The sequence below is a fragment of the Spirosoma pulveris genome (assembly GCF_054781875.1).
Genome location: NZ_BAAGTO010000003.1, coordinates 661,612 through 677,688 on the forward strand (window position 1 = coordinate 661,612; position 16,077 = coordinate 677,688).

7 protein-coding genes are annotated in these 16,077 nt (G+C 49.9%); all 7 read right to left on the reverse strand.

Annotation, left to right across the window (positions count from 1 at the left end; translation table 11 throughout):
• Nucleotides 1–46: 46 nt before the first annotated feature.
• Nucleotides 47–871 (reverse strand): hypothetical protein, encoded by an 825-nt coding sequence (locus ACYVJM_RS15420; protein ID WP_461149124.1) that lies wholly within the window; start codon nt 869–871, stop codon nt 47–49.
• Between the two features lie 121 nt (nt 872–992).
• Entirely contained in the window at nt 993–1,343 is a 351-nt protein-coding gene (locus ACYVJM_RS15425; protein ID WP_461149125.1) for a hypothetical protein, read from the reverse strand.
• A gap of 59 nt (nt 1,344–1,402) precedes the next feature.
• Entirely contained in the window at nt 1,403–1,957 is a 555-nt protein-coding gene (locus tag ACYVJM_RS15430) for a hypothetical protein (RefSeq protein ID WP_461149126.1), read from the reverse strand.
• Nucleotides 1,958–2,101: 144 nt separating this feature from the next.
• Nucleotides 2,102–3,541 (reverse strand): tail fiber domain-containing protein, encoded by a 1,440-nt coding sequence (locus ACYVJM_RS15435; RefSeq protein ID WP_461149127.1) that lies wholly within the window; start codon nt 3,539–3,541, stop codon nt 2,102–2,104.
• A gap of 144 nt (nt 3,542–3,685) precedes the next feature.
• Nucleotides 3,686–13,903 carry an SdrD B-like domain-containing protein gene (locus ACYVJM_RS15440; RefSeq protein WP_461149128.1) on the reverse strand — a complete coding sequence of 3,406 codons (10,218 nt, stop codon included), beginning with the start codon at nt 13,901–13,903 and terminating at the stop codon, nt 3,686–3,688.
• Nucleotides 13,904–14,801: 898 nt separating this feature from the next.
• Nucleotides 14,802–15,596 carry an Ig-like domain-containing protein gene (locus tag ACYVJM_RS15445; RefSeq protein ID WP_461149129.1) on the reverse strand — a complete coding sequence of 265 codons (795 nt, stop codon included), beginning with the start codon at nt 15,594–15,596 and terminating at the stop codon, nt 14,802–14,804.
• A gap of 346 nt (nt 15,597–15,942) precedes the next feature.
• Nucleotides 15,943–16,074: a hypothetical protein gene (locus tag ACYVJM_RS15450; RefSeq protein WP_461149130.1), complete on the reverse strand. Its 132-nt coding sequence runs from the start codon at nt 16,072–16,074 to the stop codon at nt 15,943–15,945.
• Nucleotides 16,075–16,077: the final 3 nt, after the last annotated feature.

Sequence of the window (16,077 nt, forward strand, 5' to 3'; positions counted from 1 at the left end):
TGGCGATCATACATTACGGCAATTGCTGCTGTCTGCCTACAGTACACTATTTTGAGATGGTGCCCGCATTGGCTGTACAGTTGAACAGAGAGGCTAACGTATATACCTGGTAGGTATTCGGAGCCAAACTGAAGGTGGTCGTAATCGAACCCGCCGTAGATGTACTTGCTGATCCCAAAATTGACGTGGCATCCATCGTTGAGGGAATAATGACCCATTTCGTCCCGTCCCAGCCGGCAATCGTGAGTGAGGTTAGGTTCCCCGCTGTGAGCGTCGATACATTCGAATTGGCATCCCAGGTCAGGGTGATTCTGGTCGAAAGAGTGCCATCTATATCCCAGTACTCTACCCCGTCTACAGCCAGCAGAGCTGTCTCTTTGGCCGTTATAGAAAATGGTCCGCCAGAGGGTAGTGCCGGCTCATTACCCCCTTTCAAACTACTCGTTATGGCCGTTGTTGGACTGACTCCATAATAGGCAGCAGTAATCGGCTCAATCAATGAGGCAGCACTCACTGCTGCTGGTCGATATTTGTTATTATCGCCAATGGGAAATACAAACGCTGTTGTATTGTAGGTCTTTGCATACCCATCCACAAACGCATTGTCGGATGCATTGATATGGCTGGCCCCTGCCGAAAAACTCAGGAAACCCTGGGGACCAGATCGTTCCGTACCGACAATACCGGGCTGAACGCCACTGCCGCCATTCTGGAAGTCGTGTTGAACGCCAACAATGCTCATCTCGCTGGTACTACCAATAAACGTATTCCCGAATGAGGCCGACTGGGCATAGCTCTGGCCCAGACAAAGCAGTGCTATGCAAATCGCCATGACCCATCTGATGGCTTTGTCACTATAAAGCTGGTTCATTTTGCTAGGTTTTAAATACTATAAATTTGACTCATGTACAGTGAAATCAAATGGATCACTTACAGGCCTCGGACCTTAACTGAAAACTGTATACTGACTGATTATGAATTTCATACGCTCGTCAGTTAATTGGCAGGGCAAAAATTCGCTCCTCTCCAGAGTAGTTCATGGCGGTCGTTGGAATCGGCCTTCCCCATAGATAGAATGTGGTGGTCGTCACGGTTACGTTGTAAATAGCCGAAGTAGGACAATACAGACCTGAAGGAGCCGGTGCGCTAAGTGTACGGCCGACAATCCCCGGCGTTGTAGCCCCGGTGTAACCAGTAGCGGCTGAGGTCATATCCCAGTAAATATTGCTGGTAGCCCCTCCACCATTATTGTATGTCGCATTGAAAAAAACCAGCCAACTACCAGGGGTAAGTGTAATGGATACGCCTGAATTGATGAAATCAGAACCTGTTAATGCCGTCAAACCGGTAGAGGGAACAGAGCCCCGCGTTAGTGAAACTTTGGCGCCGGCCACCCCTGAAGCTACCCCATTGACGTCAGAAGTAAGCACCTTACCCGCGTTATTTTCATGCTTGTACCTGCAGCCGTTTCAAATTCTATACCACCGATGTTTAGACCAAATACATTGGTGATGCTCGGTTTAGTACCAATACCGTATTGGGTACTGAATGAGTAAAAATTGCCTAATGAAAGAACATTTCCATTTATATGAAGCTTTTCAACTGGCGTTGTTGCGCCAATACCGACATTGCCGTTCTGCAAGACCGTGAGTCGGCTCGTAGCTTCGCCCCCAAAGTTGGAAAAGAAGTTGAAGATCGGTGTGGTGGCTGTGTTCTCCCCCGACTGAAACTCAATGGCTCCCCGAGGTACCGACAGCATGGGGTTAGTGGCGGTGTTGCCTACCCCCACATTGCCGGTGGTTTTGTTGACTACCACCTGAGAGCCGTTGGTGGCCTCGACCTGGGGGTTGGCCGTGGTTGTCAGGGAAGTGGGGTTGCTGCCAATCTTGACCTGCGCCCGGGCTGACAAAGCGGTCAGCGTGAGCAGGGCAGTCACAAGCATGTATTGATACTTCATCGTCCTGTTTTCAGTTTGGTTCTTCTCAGCAAAGTGTTGGCACAAGGGGGCAAGTAGATAACTAAGACTGTGTAATGGTTTTTAAACGATCATGTATATACGTAAACCAAGGCAGGCGTAGTCTTACCTTGTATACGTAATGGCTTATTTCTTTTCCAGTAATTGCTTTACAGCTGCTTTCAACTCGTTGATTTCGGCTTGTTGTGCATTGATAATGGCCTGCTGATCCTGAATCGACTTGACCAGCAAGGGCGTTACCTTGCCGTAGTCAACTTTCCAGGAATCCTTGACAGCCGCCGTTTCATCAGCGTCGCCCGGCGTTACGGCAATCGGATACACTTTGTACAGATCCTGAGCAACAAAACCCGTTTCCTGCATCTTGTTTTTGTTCGACTTGAAGTTGTAATCGACCACATTGATCTTCATCAGATCCTTGATGCCGTAATGGCTGGTAACGATGTTTTCTTTCAAACGTCGGTCGGAGTTTGTGTTGAAGGAGATACCCGTTCCGGCGGCTGTAGGAGCTATATTTCCTATGGCTGATCCGGCAACAGTAAACAGTATCATTTCTGATATGTCAAGTGCACCATTGCTGTTGGTATTAGGCACGTTAATCGTAATAGCACCATAGGGATCTGCCGCTGTGCAATCCATGTATAATCTTTCGCCAACAACATGCAATTTGGCATTAGGCGCGGTTGTACCGATGCCCACATTGCCCACAGAAGCTCCGGCCAGATCAACCGTAATATATTCATTGTCTGTGCTCCCTAAAGACAGACGCGAGTCGTTGATATTGTTTATGTTACTATATTTAATTTCTCCCCAGTTGGGGTTACCTCCGCCAACCCATAAATTCGTTGAAGTACCCGCTCCGTCGTTATTGAGGAAGCTAGCCGCTTTCGTTGTGCCCGTCGTAAGAACATGTAACTTACTGGAAGGGGTTGTTGTTCCAATACCTACGTTGCCATCCAAGGCTACTTTCATGCTTGTACCTGCAGCCGTCTCAAATTCTATACCCCCTTGGTTGAGACCAAATACATTGGTTGTTTTAGGTTTTGTACCAATACCGTACTCATTACTGAATGAATAAAAATTGCCTAATGAAAGAACATTTCCATTTATATGAAGCTTTTCAGCTGGTATTGTTGTGCCAATACCGACATTGCCGTTCTGCAAGACCGTGAGTCGGTTCATGGCTTCGCCCCCTACATTGGAGAAAAAGTTAAAGATGGGCGTGCCACCACTGGTCTCCCCCGACTGAAACTCGATGGCCCCTCTGGGTACCGATAGCCGTGGGTTGGTCGCTGTATTACCCGAGTTGAAGTTGAGGGGGTTGGTGCCGGTAGGATTGAAAATTACATTACCATTGAGTACATGCAGTTTGGCCCCGGGGGCCACCGTGCCGATACCGACGTTGCCGGTGGTCTTGTTGATGACCACCTGAGAGCCGTCGGTAGCCTCGACCTGGAGGTTGGCCGTGGTGGTCAGGGAAGTGGGGTTGCTGCCAATTTTGACCTGCGCCTGAGCGGAAACAGTAGCTAGTGTCAGCAGGCTTGCTATAAGATGGTATCGATTCTTCATCGTCTGATTCTATTCTTTTCTGAGTACGTAGTTGAACAAAGGTTGCTTTTGGTAAGGCCCAGGAAGGCTAAGCATTACAATTAATGGAAGAGAAAAAGATCTCGATGGCCCCAGCCTGGGGCCATCGAGATCAATGAAACATTACTATCGTGGATCACCTACGCGCTTCGCTCGCTTGCTTTGTTTTACCACGAAGGGTACACAAATTTTAGCTGGACAGCAGTTCGTGCTGGCTACTACTTCGAGCGGGCAACACTGACTATTGGGACAGGTGCCCGAGGTAGTTCGTACCGTGTAAAGACCTGTCCGTGTTATAGTCAGTTGAGCACCAGTACCTACCTGTACACCATCGCGGAACCAGATTAGATCAGAACGTCCACCCGGTGCAGATGCTATAATCTGCTCGCCTTCGCAAAGGTCCATCGGAATAGTCGTACATACTCGGTTGGTATCACCCGGAATAGTGGCTATGTTGTACAGTACACCGCCGGTTAATACACGGGCCGTCATCGTCAGGGTAGCACTACTACCGGCCGTTAAGGCTGGTATCTGCCACACGCCACCGAAGCTGGCCGGGCTAAAGCTACCCGAAGAAGCCTGAGACGATACATAGAGCAGACCAGCGTCCAGCGAGTCGCGAACCACAATCGAATTAGCTGTACCTTGACCGGTATTCCGAATAATCAGTTTGTAAGTCAATACATCATTGACTTGCGCTCTGGACTTATCCACCAGTTTTTCCAGTTCCAGTTTAGGCTGGGGGACATCCACACGGTAGATCGTAATTGACCCCTGCGATGTACAACCTGAACCATTGGTACAGCTAACGGAGTAGAATGTAGTAGCCTGTGTAGGCTGTACTACGATCATGGCCGATGTTTGACCACCTGCTGACCATTTCAGGTTACCCGTCGTACAACCCGAAGCCGTTAACGTTACCGCGCTGGCATTGGTAATGGTCAGACTGGAAGCGGTTATGGTTATCGGCGTTACGGGGAGGACAGTTACCGTACCAATCGCTGATACAATGCGGTCGACCGTGTTACATATAGCGGTATAGCTGGTAGTAGCGGTGAGCGCCGGGGTGATCAGGGTATTACCTGTCGTACCGTTGCTCCAGCTCATCTCCACTGGACAGCCGCTGGCGACCAGTGTGGCACTACTACCCGAACAGATCGTTGCCGACGTAACCACCAGGGTCGGTGCAGGCTGTGTTTGAACCGTAATCGAAGCCGTGGCGACACAACCTTGCGCGGTGGTGCAGGTTGCCGAGTAGGTGTTGGTCGGGTTCATGGGCGTTACCGTGATGGCGCTGCCCGTAGCACCCGTTGACCAGCTTAGATTACCCGTGCAGCCACTCGCCGTCAGCACGACTGACGAACCAACCGTGACCAGAGTGCTACTGGCCTGCAGGCTCACCGTTGGCTGTGGCACTACTGTTACCGTACCCACTGCCGAGACTACATTGTTAGCCGCGGAACAGGTAGCCGTATAGCTGGTGGTCGTCGTGAGCGCTGGTGTGATCAGGGTGTTACCTGTCGTACCCGTATTCCACCGTACTGTACCCGTACAACCCGTGGCCGTTAATGTAGTTTGACTACCATAACAAACCGTTGCCGACGTAACCGTGAACACAGGAACACTGACGTTATACAGACCGGCGTCGATGGTTAGGTTGTCCTTGAGGATACCCCCCTGGATTGGATCCAGCGTCACCACTTGTGACAGACCCGAAGTCGGATCAGCGTCGCTGTCTTTGCCCGTATCGGTACCGGACCGTGGTCGGGTGCTGATGGCACAGTTGGCCGGGAAGCTGCTACCGATGAAACGAACCAGGTAGGTTCCCTTCGGCAGTTTGTCAAAGAGGTACTTACCATTCGCATCAGTCGACGCTACTTTCAGGGCTGCTCCCTGTGGCTGGCCGTTAACGGCTGCATAGAGTTCAACCTGTACGTTGGCTACACCAGCTTCGCCCGCATCCTGGATACCATTGTCGTTGGCATCTTTCCAGACATAGTCGCCAATCGAACCTGTCGCTGTATTGTACAGACCGGCGTCGATGGTTGGGTTATCCTTGAGAATACCACCCTGTACGGGGTCCAGCGTCACCACTTGCGAGAGACCCGTGGTGGGATCGGCGTCGCTATCTTTGGTGTCGTCGTTGCCCGTGTTTGGTCGGGTGCTGATGGCACAGGAGGCCGGGAATGAGCTACTCACAAATTTCACCAGATAATCCCCTTTAGGTAACTGATCGAAGAGGTACTTACCCGTCACGTCGGTCGAAACGATCTTCAGCGCAGCACCCTGAGGCTGACCGTTCACCGCTTTGTAAAGTTCAACCTGTACATCTTTCACACCGGCTTCACCGGCGTCCTGGATACCGTTGTCGTTAGTATCTTTCCAGACATAGTCACCAATCGAGCCGACAGCGGGTGTATACAGACCGGCATCGACCGTCAGATTATCACGCAGCAAGCCAGGGCCTTTGTATGGATTGATCGGAATAACGGGGCTCAGACCACTGGTTGGGTCGGCATCGCTATCCTTCGTATCGTCGTTACCGGTGTTTGGTTTCTGGCTGATGGCGCAACCAACAGGCAGTGTGCTACCAACAAATTTCACCTGATAATCGCCCGTATCCAGATTTGGGAACAAGTAGCGGCCATTGATATCCGTTGTCTGCGTAGCAAACGATGGCAATACTCGTTGGCCATTCACTACTTTATAAAGTTCGACCAGAACGTTAGCTACACCGGCTTCGCCCGCATCCTGGATACCATTGTCGTTGGCATCTTTCCAGACATAATCCCCAATCGAGCCTTTCGGATACGCCAGTCCGGCATCGATGGTTGGGTTGTTTTTCAACAGACCTGTCTGGTAAGGGTCCAGGCTAACAACTTGTGTAATGCCAGTAATTGGATCAGCATCAGAATCGAATTCGTCGCCTATGCTGGACAAGTTCGGTTTCTTCGACAGAGCGCAGCTATCAGGCAGGCTGGAAGGCACAAATTGTACGATATAGTCACCTTTTTTCAGGTTAATAAATCCATATTTGCCCGTTGCATCAGTCGTAGTAGAGTCTAGTTTTGTGCCGGGTGTACCGCCAGTCGTTGCCGACCAGAGAACCACCTTCACGCCTTTCACCCCTACTTCACTGGCATCCTGGATACCGTTATCATTTTTATCTTTCCAGACAAAATCACCCAGCGTACTGGTCGGTACATATAGGCCCAAATCAATCGTTGGGTTGTTTTTCAACAAGCCACCTTTGATTGGGTCAAGGCTTACCACTGGGCTAAGGCCCGAAGTGGGGTCAGCATCCGAGTTCAGGCTATCGAGTACACCCGCCTGCTTGTATTTCGGAGTGATTGCACAGCTATCTGGCCAGGTTCCTTTTACGAATCGGACAATATAATCGCCTTTAAGCAACTCAGTGAACAGATATTTACCTGTCGCTGTGGTAGTAGCCGATGTGATTTTAGTCGACGGGGTGCCATTGACGGCTTTCCAAAGTTCAACTGTTACGCCTGCTACACCTGGCTCGCCGGTATCCTGCTTACCATTATCATTCCTGTCTTTCCAGACGAAGTCACCAATAGTGCCGTAGCAAAGCTGCTTGCGCAGGTCAGCGACGGTGAATGGGAACTGGGTCAGACAGCCATTGGCATCTTTCGCTTCGGCAACATAGTCGCCACCCGCCAGGCTACCGTAGGTGATTGGACCAGCCGTAAAGGCGGTCGCCGTTGGCGACACCAGACGAATCTGGAACGGTGTCTTGCCTCCGCTCACCACGCTGATCGTGGCCGTACCGTTGTTGATGTCACAATCATTGACCGCCGTTGTCTGGATGTCGATGATGGGCACCTCCGGTTTCTGTACGGTTACCATCGCTTTCGATACACAACCATTGAAGCCGATAACTTCAATTTCGTAATCACCGGCAGCCAGGTTAGCGATAACCTCATTGGTGATGCTCGTTGGGTACGGAGCCGAGTACGGTTTCGACAGAACGCCTTTCACGATATAGCCGATGATGGCCTGGCCGTTACCATTGGCATTCAGCGTAATCGAACCGTTATTGGCACCGATACAGGTTACCAGACCCGTTGGGGTAGCTGACAGCGTTGGGCCGTCGGCATTATTCAGGATGATCTCCTCCGTGTCCGAACAACCATTGCTGTAGCTAACGGTAACGTGGTAGATACCCGCTGGTAACATCGTTGCTTTCTCAGGAATCGCCGGTGTAAACACACCATTTGGTCCCGACCATACGTAGGTTGGCGAACCACCCGGAGCCGTCTGGCCCGCTAGTGGGCTCAGGCTAATGGCGATTTCTCCCAGTGTTACTCCGTCACAGCTTGGCTTCTTCAGCGTCGAGCTGATCACCATTGGGAACGTAGATGACCGGATGTCAACCAGCGTTGTCGTTACACAACCTTTGCTGTCCTTCACTTTAAGTACGTACGAAGCGGCCAGCAGATTGCTCAGCGTAATGGCGTTTGGTACGTTGAGGATGCTGCCCGTAGCCAGTTCCACCGAACTACCCACTTTGGTGAGCGTATAGGTGAACGGTTTGTTGCCCGTTACCGAGAACCGGATAGCACCTGTAGACGCGCCACAGGCTGAAGACGTAGTGCTGTTGATAACGACAGTTGGTCCGCCTGATTGACCGATGGCTACAGAAATCTTCTGCTTACCGCCATCTGATCCACCAATGGTACAACTGTTGGCATCAACGACCGAGATGTAGTACACACCGGCCGTCAGCTTGTCAATGGTATTGACCGAATCAGCCGAGGTTACCTGCGATACTACCTGACCCAGCGAGTTGTACCAGGTATACTTGAACGGTGCTTTACCGCCCGTTACCCGGATACGTGCTTTGCCGGTGTTCAGACTGTCGCAGGACATGTCGTATCCTTCTACATCTTTCGAGCAGAACTTGTCGCAATCGAAACATACCGCTGGCTGCGTCAGGCTAACCGGGAAGTTAACGTAGCAGTTTTGTGCGTCGCGGATGGTTACGATATACTCTTTGTTAGCGTCCATGCCGAACAGGCAGTTGGTCACATTCCGTGTAAACGGTGTTGGGTTAATTGCCGTTGGCGATACGCTTACGGTATACTGTTGCCCTGTTGCGCCATTGATGGTCAAACACACTTTGCCGTCTTTCGCATCACAAAGGACCAGGTTATTGCGGTCAACCAGCACTTCGAAATGCTCGGGGTCCGTTACCTGGAAGGTTTGATAGCCTACGCAAAGGTTACAATCTGTAATGGTGAGCAGGTAAGTACCTCTCGCCAGACCGTAGACCGTCAGATTGGTATTGTCAATGACCATACCGCTGATGACGAACCCGTCTTGTGAGGTGGTGTTGCGCAGCGTATAGCTATACGGCCCAATATTCGTCAGCGGGAAGCGGTTTTTATCCGGCGTTCCGGAGTCCAGATTCTTGTTGACAATAAAGGTAACACTGCCATTGTCGAGATCCGGACAGGTTGGATTCTTAATGGTCACCAGTTCTGGTTTTGGACCTTCCGATGGGTTCAGAATCAACGTCGTACTATCTGTACAAACGCCACCACCGGCAGTGTTGCTGGAAATCTTCAGCTTGTAGATGCCCGTTGCTAAGCCGGTTGGATTGGTTGGGCTCGTTGGCGTAAATACTTTTCCATCCATGCCAATCCATGTATAGGTATACTGAGCACCCAGTGGGCTGGTTACCTGGAAAGCACCCGTTTTAGGATTCTCGCTGCCATTCGGATTGTATGGGCAAGAGCCGGGAGTCGTCGTTACAGCGATATTAAAGCCAGAGGCCAATGCGCCCACAGTAAAGCGCTTCACAGTTACGCAACCGTTGGCATCCCGTACAGTCATCACATAATCACCGGCTTCCAGGAACTCCAGCGTGACGGGAATGCCCGCCTGTGTAATAGTACCGCCTGAGTAGGGGTTATCCGATGCGAGTGAGTAGCTAAATGGTGCAGCTCCAAAGATGGTGAACTGTACTTTACCCGTTTTATCACCGCAAGGGGTTGGGGTGATCTGGGCTATCTCTACCCGTGGGCCACCCACGTTGTCCAGAACAATATCTCCTTCGGTGCTACACTTATTGACATCCACCACTTTTACATGGTATTTACCTTCAGCTAAACCCCACTTATAATCGAGCGTATCGTTTACGGTTTTCTGGCTCAGTAACGCGCCAGCTGCATCGTAATAAAAGAACGTGTACGGAGCCGTACCACCCACTACTTCAGTGTGGATACCACCGTCTGTCTTGCCACAGGTTGCTTTATAGCCGACCAACGCATTCAGGCCCAAATTTTTAGGGCGCTTGATATCGAGATCATATTCATAAGCACACCCACCAATACTGTTATCGACCCGTACGTGGTATGTGCCCGGTGCCAGATTAGTTAGGTTTGATCCCTGCGGTGCTGCTGCGACCAATGTAAATCCGTTCGGCCCGGTCCAGGTAAAGACCAGCGTGTTGGTTACGTCGCGGTTCGTTACTTTTTCCCGCGCCGATACCAATGTGATTTTACCATCGGTTCCGTTACAAACGGATGTATTAGTTGTGTTCCAGACTACATCGTAGCCACGCTCGATACGGATGTCTTTCCGACGCGTGTCAGTACAACCGCCATCGTTGACAGTCAGCGATACGACATAGGTGTTGCCAAAACCAGGGTACTTGTCCCACTGAATATCGTGAGGGCCGGGTCCTTCGGCAATACCGTCGTAGGGCTTGCTATCATTCGAGTAAATTACTTTTGCACCGGCAAAATCCCAGGTATAAATGGCACCTGGTTTCGCATTGCCATTGAAAAGTACCTGCGTCTTGCTGCCCAGACAGACATAACTGTCCATAGTGAATTCAACAATAGGGCGCGGGTTTTCGTAGCCAAAGAATTTGGTGCTGGCATAGCAGGTTTCCGCGCTATTGAGTGTCACCGTATATTCGACGATCTCGTTGGATGGCAGTACATCGAACGTCAACGTGGCTCCACTGACGACTACGTTAGTGATACCGACCATCGGCTCAATTTTCCACTGAGCGATGTTGACCGGGTTACCACTCACCAGCTCGCGCAGGGTTGTGCTGCGTTGCTGTTTAACGGCAATGTATTCGTTACAAACCGTAACATCGGCGATTACATCCACCTTCAGTAACGGATTTACGATGATCGTTACCGTAGCTGTAGTTGGGCATTGAATGTTATTGTCGGCCGTAACAATGGCCGTGGCGGTGTAACTGATCGTAGCCCCGGTGTAGCCAGCAGGCACAGTCAGGGTTGGATTGGCGCACACCGAACAGCTAAGGAATTTAGCGGTTGGATCATCTTTCGAAGTCCAGTAAATAGACGCTGCTGCGGGTGTTCCACCGCTCAAATTAGCGGCCAGCGTGATCGTCTCCTGGCTCAGCGGACAGATGTTTGGCTGAGTCGGTACAATGACTAATACTGGGTTCCGGGTAACGGTGATCTGTACCCAGTCGGTATTAATACAATTGGTCAATCCGTCCGGGCTTTTCTGTGTTACGGTAGCCCAGAATTTATATACACCCGGTGCCAAAGCGTTGGTGTTGACATTATAACCAGCGGTAGACGCCAAGTTCGAGCCTTTGTTCAGGTTCGATGGGTCTTCGGTCCAGGCAACGGTGATCGTTCCATTAACGGCACTGCTTTGCAGATTGGTCGTGGCCGAGAGCGGGGTCGTTGTCTTTTCGCAGATAGTAGCATCTTCACCGGCATAAACCCGAATACTGGGCGTTACCGTTACACTTGTAATAGCCGAGGTAAAACAGCCATCGGTATCGGTCACTTTAACCGTGTATAAATATGTCTTGTCTTCCTGCAACGAACCAGCTGGAGCTACAATTGGATTCTTGATACTTAGACTCGACAGGGCCGAGCCGGTCCATTCGTAGGTAGCTGCTGTTTTGTCTGAATCGACATTTAACTGAACGGATGTGCCGTCGCAGATAATTTTTGGAGGACTAACGATTAGAACGGGCTCTTTCTTGACGGCGATTGTAACCGAAGCAGACGCCGTACACTGAATGTTATTATCAGCGGTAACCACGGCATTGGCCGTATAGGTAATGGTCGCCTTGTTATAACTCGCAGGCAGGGTCAGCACCGGATTGGCGCAATTGGTACAGCTTAAGTAAGCCAGCGTTGGGTCGTCCGTTGACGTCCAGGTAACATTAGCCGGTGCTGCCGTCGATAAGGTAGAGGCCAGCGTTACCGTCATCGTATTGTCGCTACAGATGTTGTCACGGGTTGGCTTGATGGTTAGCACAGGGGCCTGCATCACCGTTACCTGTACTTCATCCGTATTGACACAATTGGTAAGACCATCTGGACTTACCTGCGTGACAGTAGCCGTAAACTTATATACGCCGGGTGCCAGCGCCTTGGTAGCTACTGTGTAGCCCGTGGTCGATGCCAGATTGTTGCCCGCGCTGGGGTTCGTAGCGACTTCGCTCCAAGCTACTGAAACCGTGCCATTGATGGCGCTGCTTTGAAGATTGGTCGTTGCGGACAAAGGCGTAGACGACTTCTCGCAAATAGTCATGTCGCTACCGGCAAATACACGAATGCTGGGCGTTACAGTGATCTGAGCGGTCGCAGAGGCTGTACAGCCTATGGGGGTGGTCACCACCACAACATAGCTGTAGAGTTTATTTTCCTGTAGCGAACCGGCTGGTGAGGCAATGGGATTGGCAATGGTCAAACTGGTCAGGGGACCTCCGCTCCAGGCATAGGTAGAACCCGGGATGCTTGCTGTAGCATTGAGTTGAACAGATGTACCATCACAAATTACCTTCGCTGGTATAGGATTGATAGCCGGTGGCGGATTGAGCGTCAGACTAACCGAAGTTCTCGTTGCCGATTTACAACCCGTACTTGGGTTGAATGTCTCAACCAAGTATGTGCCTGCTGCGGTTGGTGTATACGTTGTCAGACTACTGGCAACCAGGGTGCCTGCTGAATTATACCAGTTGGCTGTTTCTCCTCCACCAACCTGAACGGATAGGGCAGGTAGTGGTGCTCCCTGACAGACGGTCTTATCTCCACCACTAACTGGTGGATTGGGGACGGGAGCTCCTGTTGTTGTAATGGTTACATCGGCATAACAATCGTCGGAGCCGTTCCAGACTCGAACGGTGTAGGTTGTGTTCGGTAGTAAACCACTGAAGGTTACCCCTCCACTGGAGATTGCTTTATTGCTGGGGTCGTTGTATTTGGGCAGTGTGCCGTATGTACTTCCCACATTAATATTAGCCTGATTGCCTGTGGCACCGGTTATATTTATCGATGCAGAGCCGCAGGTACTAGCGGGCGAACTCCCAACACCTGCAGATACAGTACACGGACACTTGTAATTGCCGCAAATAAAGGCAATTCCTTTCGCCAGGGCTCCTGTTGTATTGGGAATATAGTTATTAAAGGTACCGGAAGGAGTTACCTGATATACGCAGGCTCCATAAAACGTAACTAAGTAAAGGTTGCCGTCGGGCCCTGTAACAATACCGAATGGGTCGTTAGTGGTACCGCTCGTATTACTAATAGCCGGAGGAAAGGGGAAAGAAGCTATCTGTGATAAGGTACCGTTGGCATTAACGGATAAGTGAAGAAGTTGGTCAGGCCCGCTTGTACTGGCAGTGGTTGCCCACATGGTTCCATCGCTGGCGAAGGTTATACCCCGAGGATAGAGACCGGAAGGGAGGGTATAGGCTAAAGTAGGAGTGCCTAAGTTGGGGTCTGTAAACCATATGGATGGGGTCACCGTACTTGGAGCGACAGGGTTCCATCTTGCACTGAAATAAAGCTGCGAACTGTTGTTGGGATTTACGGCCAATCCCCATAAGTTGTTGTTACTACCCGCTTGGCCAGGCAGGGTGAGTTCTGCTTCAATCGCGTTGGTAGCAAGATTTACTTTATACAAGGCGTCACGGCCTGTTACAAATAAATAATTGTTATCCGCTGATAAGGTTGCTGAAGCTAGATACCCCGTTTCGGAAGGCACTGGAATATCTGGCTTGAACTGACCCGTTGCGAAGTCATACACCTTTATATTTACAGAGCCTAGTGGACAAATATAGGCCAGGTTCTTGGTGGGGTCGATAACAATATTTTCGCCCCCACTACCTGGCCCCAGGTTACAACTGGGCGTGGTGCCAGCTGTTGGAAAGTCAAAGGCCATTGTATACGAACCACTATTATCGTTTTCGCTAATCAACAGCTTGTACTTATCGCATCCGAGAGGGGCATTCTGAGCCTTCGTTGTTGATACGCCACAAATAGCCCATATCAGGACAGACAGGCCAAGTAGCAACCTACCTTTAGGCATACCCATTGAAAATGAATGAGCCTCAGCTATCTCATCTGAAGCGACACGAATCGCCTGAAAGTTTCGAATTACTTTCCTGCGTATTGACCTAAAAGCCGTTTTTAAGGGCCTGTGGCTATCATTTTGGATATTCAGATGTCGCGGTGGCGCCAAGGCAGGCTTAACGCGGTAGAGTGCGGCTAGAAACCACCTTAGGTAGTTTAAAACTGGTGGCCAGCAGGTTTGTAAGATTTGCTTCATAATGGTTGATCTAAAAGTCATTGCAGAAGTTTTGTGAAGCGGCCTCTGCGTATTTGAGAGAATAAATCGTGGTAATACGTTTCGCATTAGGCCTTAATAAATCATTAGCAGATTAGAGGTGGATGAATAACAGTGCAGTAGCCAATCGACTAAATCTCTCACTCGCCTAAGTAGTAGTCGGCATAGTGCCTGATAACAGGTGAAAGGCAGGAGCCGGCGTGAAGCGGGTAGGTAGCCTTTAGGAATAAACTTGGGCGGTTGGTAGAAAGATGTCATTGAAAGCATGTGCTGCCTGAGGTTTTTTACTAGCCTATAAAATGCATACACGTGAGGCTATAAAGCCTGAATAGGTGACTTTAGCCTTCCCATATGTATGTAGGCTATCCTTGGGCAAATGCTGTGCTAAATCACAGTGGAAATGATTTGGTGGGGACAATCGACATGAAAAAGTAAATAAACGCCCTTGTAGCTAATCCCGAATTTTAGTGTACGATCTTGTATAAAAAGGATTTTGCCTTGTTTACAAAAAACAGTCCAACTTGTGTGCACCAACGATTCGCTCAGAATCAAAGCATCTGTTACGATTGACAGACACCTATTGTTCTGTTGGTTTTACAGCCATTGGTCAGGCCGTTGAACAGTTGTTTTGGTATCTTTTTCAACGCACAAATGGCTGATCGAACAGGAGTGATGAGGTGGGTAAACGCTCGTTACTGGAAGCCGTCAGAGTGGCCATTCCCCCTGGGCAAATGGCTTTTGAATTTACCGATATGTTTGCTGGGTAGTTAACAAACACAGTGCCTGTACCGCTACCAGTACAACCATTGAGATTACAAGTTGCTGTGTAATTCGTTGTTGCGTTAGGAGACACAGTGATTGAACTGTCCGAAGATCCATTGCTCCAGGTTACGGTCCCTCTACTACATCCGCTGGCAGTTAATGTCGCTTGTGCGTTAACACAAATAGACGCTGAATTGACAGTGATTACCGGAAGTGGTTTTACGTTTATAGTGACGGTACAGTTTCCCGAGCTGGCTCCTTTGGAATCGGTTACATTATACGTGAAGGTGATGTTGCCGGTGGCCGTCCCCGGCGTATAGACGTACTCACCATTAGTCGCATCTCTGTTATAAAGATCTACCGAGCCGCTGCTTGGCTGGTTTACAAGGCTAAATGTCAGATTGTCTCCATCAGGGTCAAAGCTCCCTACCGGCTTGGTGATGGCTTGCCCCAGGTAAGTTGTTTGCGAAGAATTGCTGCAAGTGGGCGGATTGTTGCAGAAGAGTTCATTTATAAAGTCTACTACAGCAACGTAGTTATTTTGCTGTAATAAGGGATTCATCCCTTTATTAATATTTCTTACCTGAACGTTAACCCAGGCTGGCTCACCATCCAGAATCTTTTTATAGTAGCCGTTAGCATCAGTATAAATGTTTTCATCGTACTGGTCCAATTGTGAATAAACCTTTACCTGTTCGTTTGCCGCCGGCACTCCACCGCATTTGACATAACCCTTAACGTGCCAGGCAAATGCTGATTATAGATACTATAGAATCAAGTACCTTGTAGCAAGGCACTTGGTAAGATGGTCAGTATCGTAGCGTCTCTGACCAGATGACAAAAGAGTTGTTGTTTGCAGCGAAGGTATATTTTCGCCTTTCAGACGGGAGGAGACGGTAGGCGTATGATCCCGGACGATGTCCATTGGCGACTGCCTTCGTATTTTCGCCAGTAAGTAACAAAGAGGATTACTGCTGGCCTCTGACCAATACAAAACAGGTATCAGATCATGGAGCCGGTTAGCAGAAGCCCGCCAGGAAGATAATCTGTGTTTGTTGCCAAAGCTCGTGGCAATCCGCTGCGATTGAAGGAAACGCATAACTGACGACCAGAAGCTGGGTATTCGGTCGAGTGATGACTTTGTCGTCCATAAT

Excerpts from the sequence above, each read along its gene's own strand:
- ACYVJM_RS15420 (WP_461149124.1), bottom strand. The coding sequence starts at position 871 with ATGAACCAGCTTTATAGTGACAAAGCCATCAGATGGGTCATGGCGATT.
- ACYVJM_RS15430 (WP_461149126.1), bottom strand. The coding sequence starts at position 1,957 with ATGAAGTATCAATACATGCTTGTGACTGCCCTGCTCACGCTGACCGCT.
- ACYVJM_RS15435 (WP_461149127.1), bottom strand. The coding sequence starts at position 3,541 with ATGAAGAATCGATACCATCTTATAGCAAGCCTGCTGACACTAGCTACT.
- ACYVJM_RS15440 (WP_461149128.1), bottom strand. The coding sequence starts at position 13,903 with ATGCCTAAAGGTAGGTTGCTACTTGGCCTGTCTGTCCTGATATGGGCT.
- ACYVJM_RS15450 (WP_461149130.1), bottom strand. The coding sequence starts at position 16,074 with ATGGACGACAAAGTCATCACTCGACCGAATACCCAGCTTCTGGTCGTC.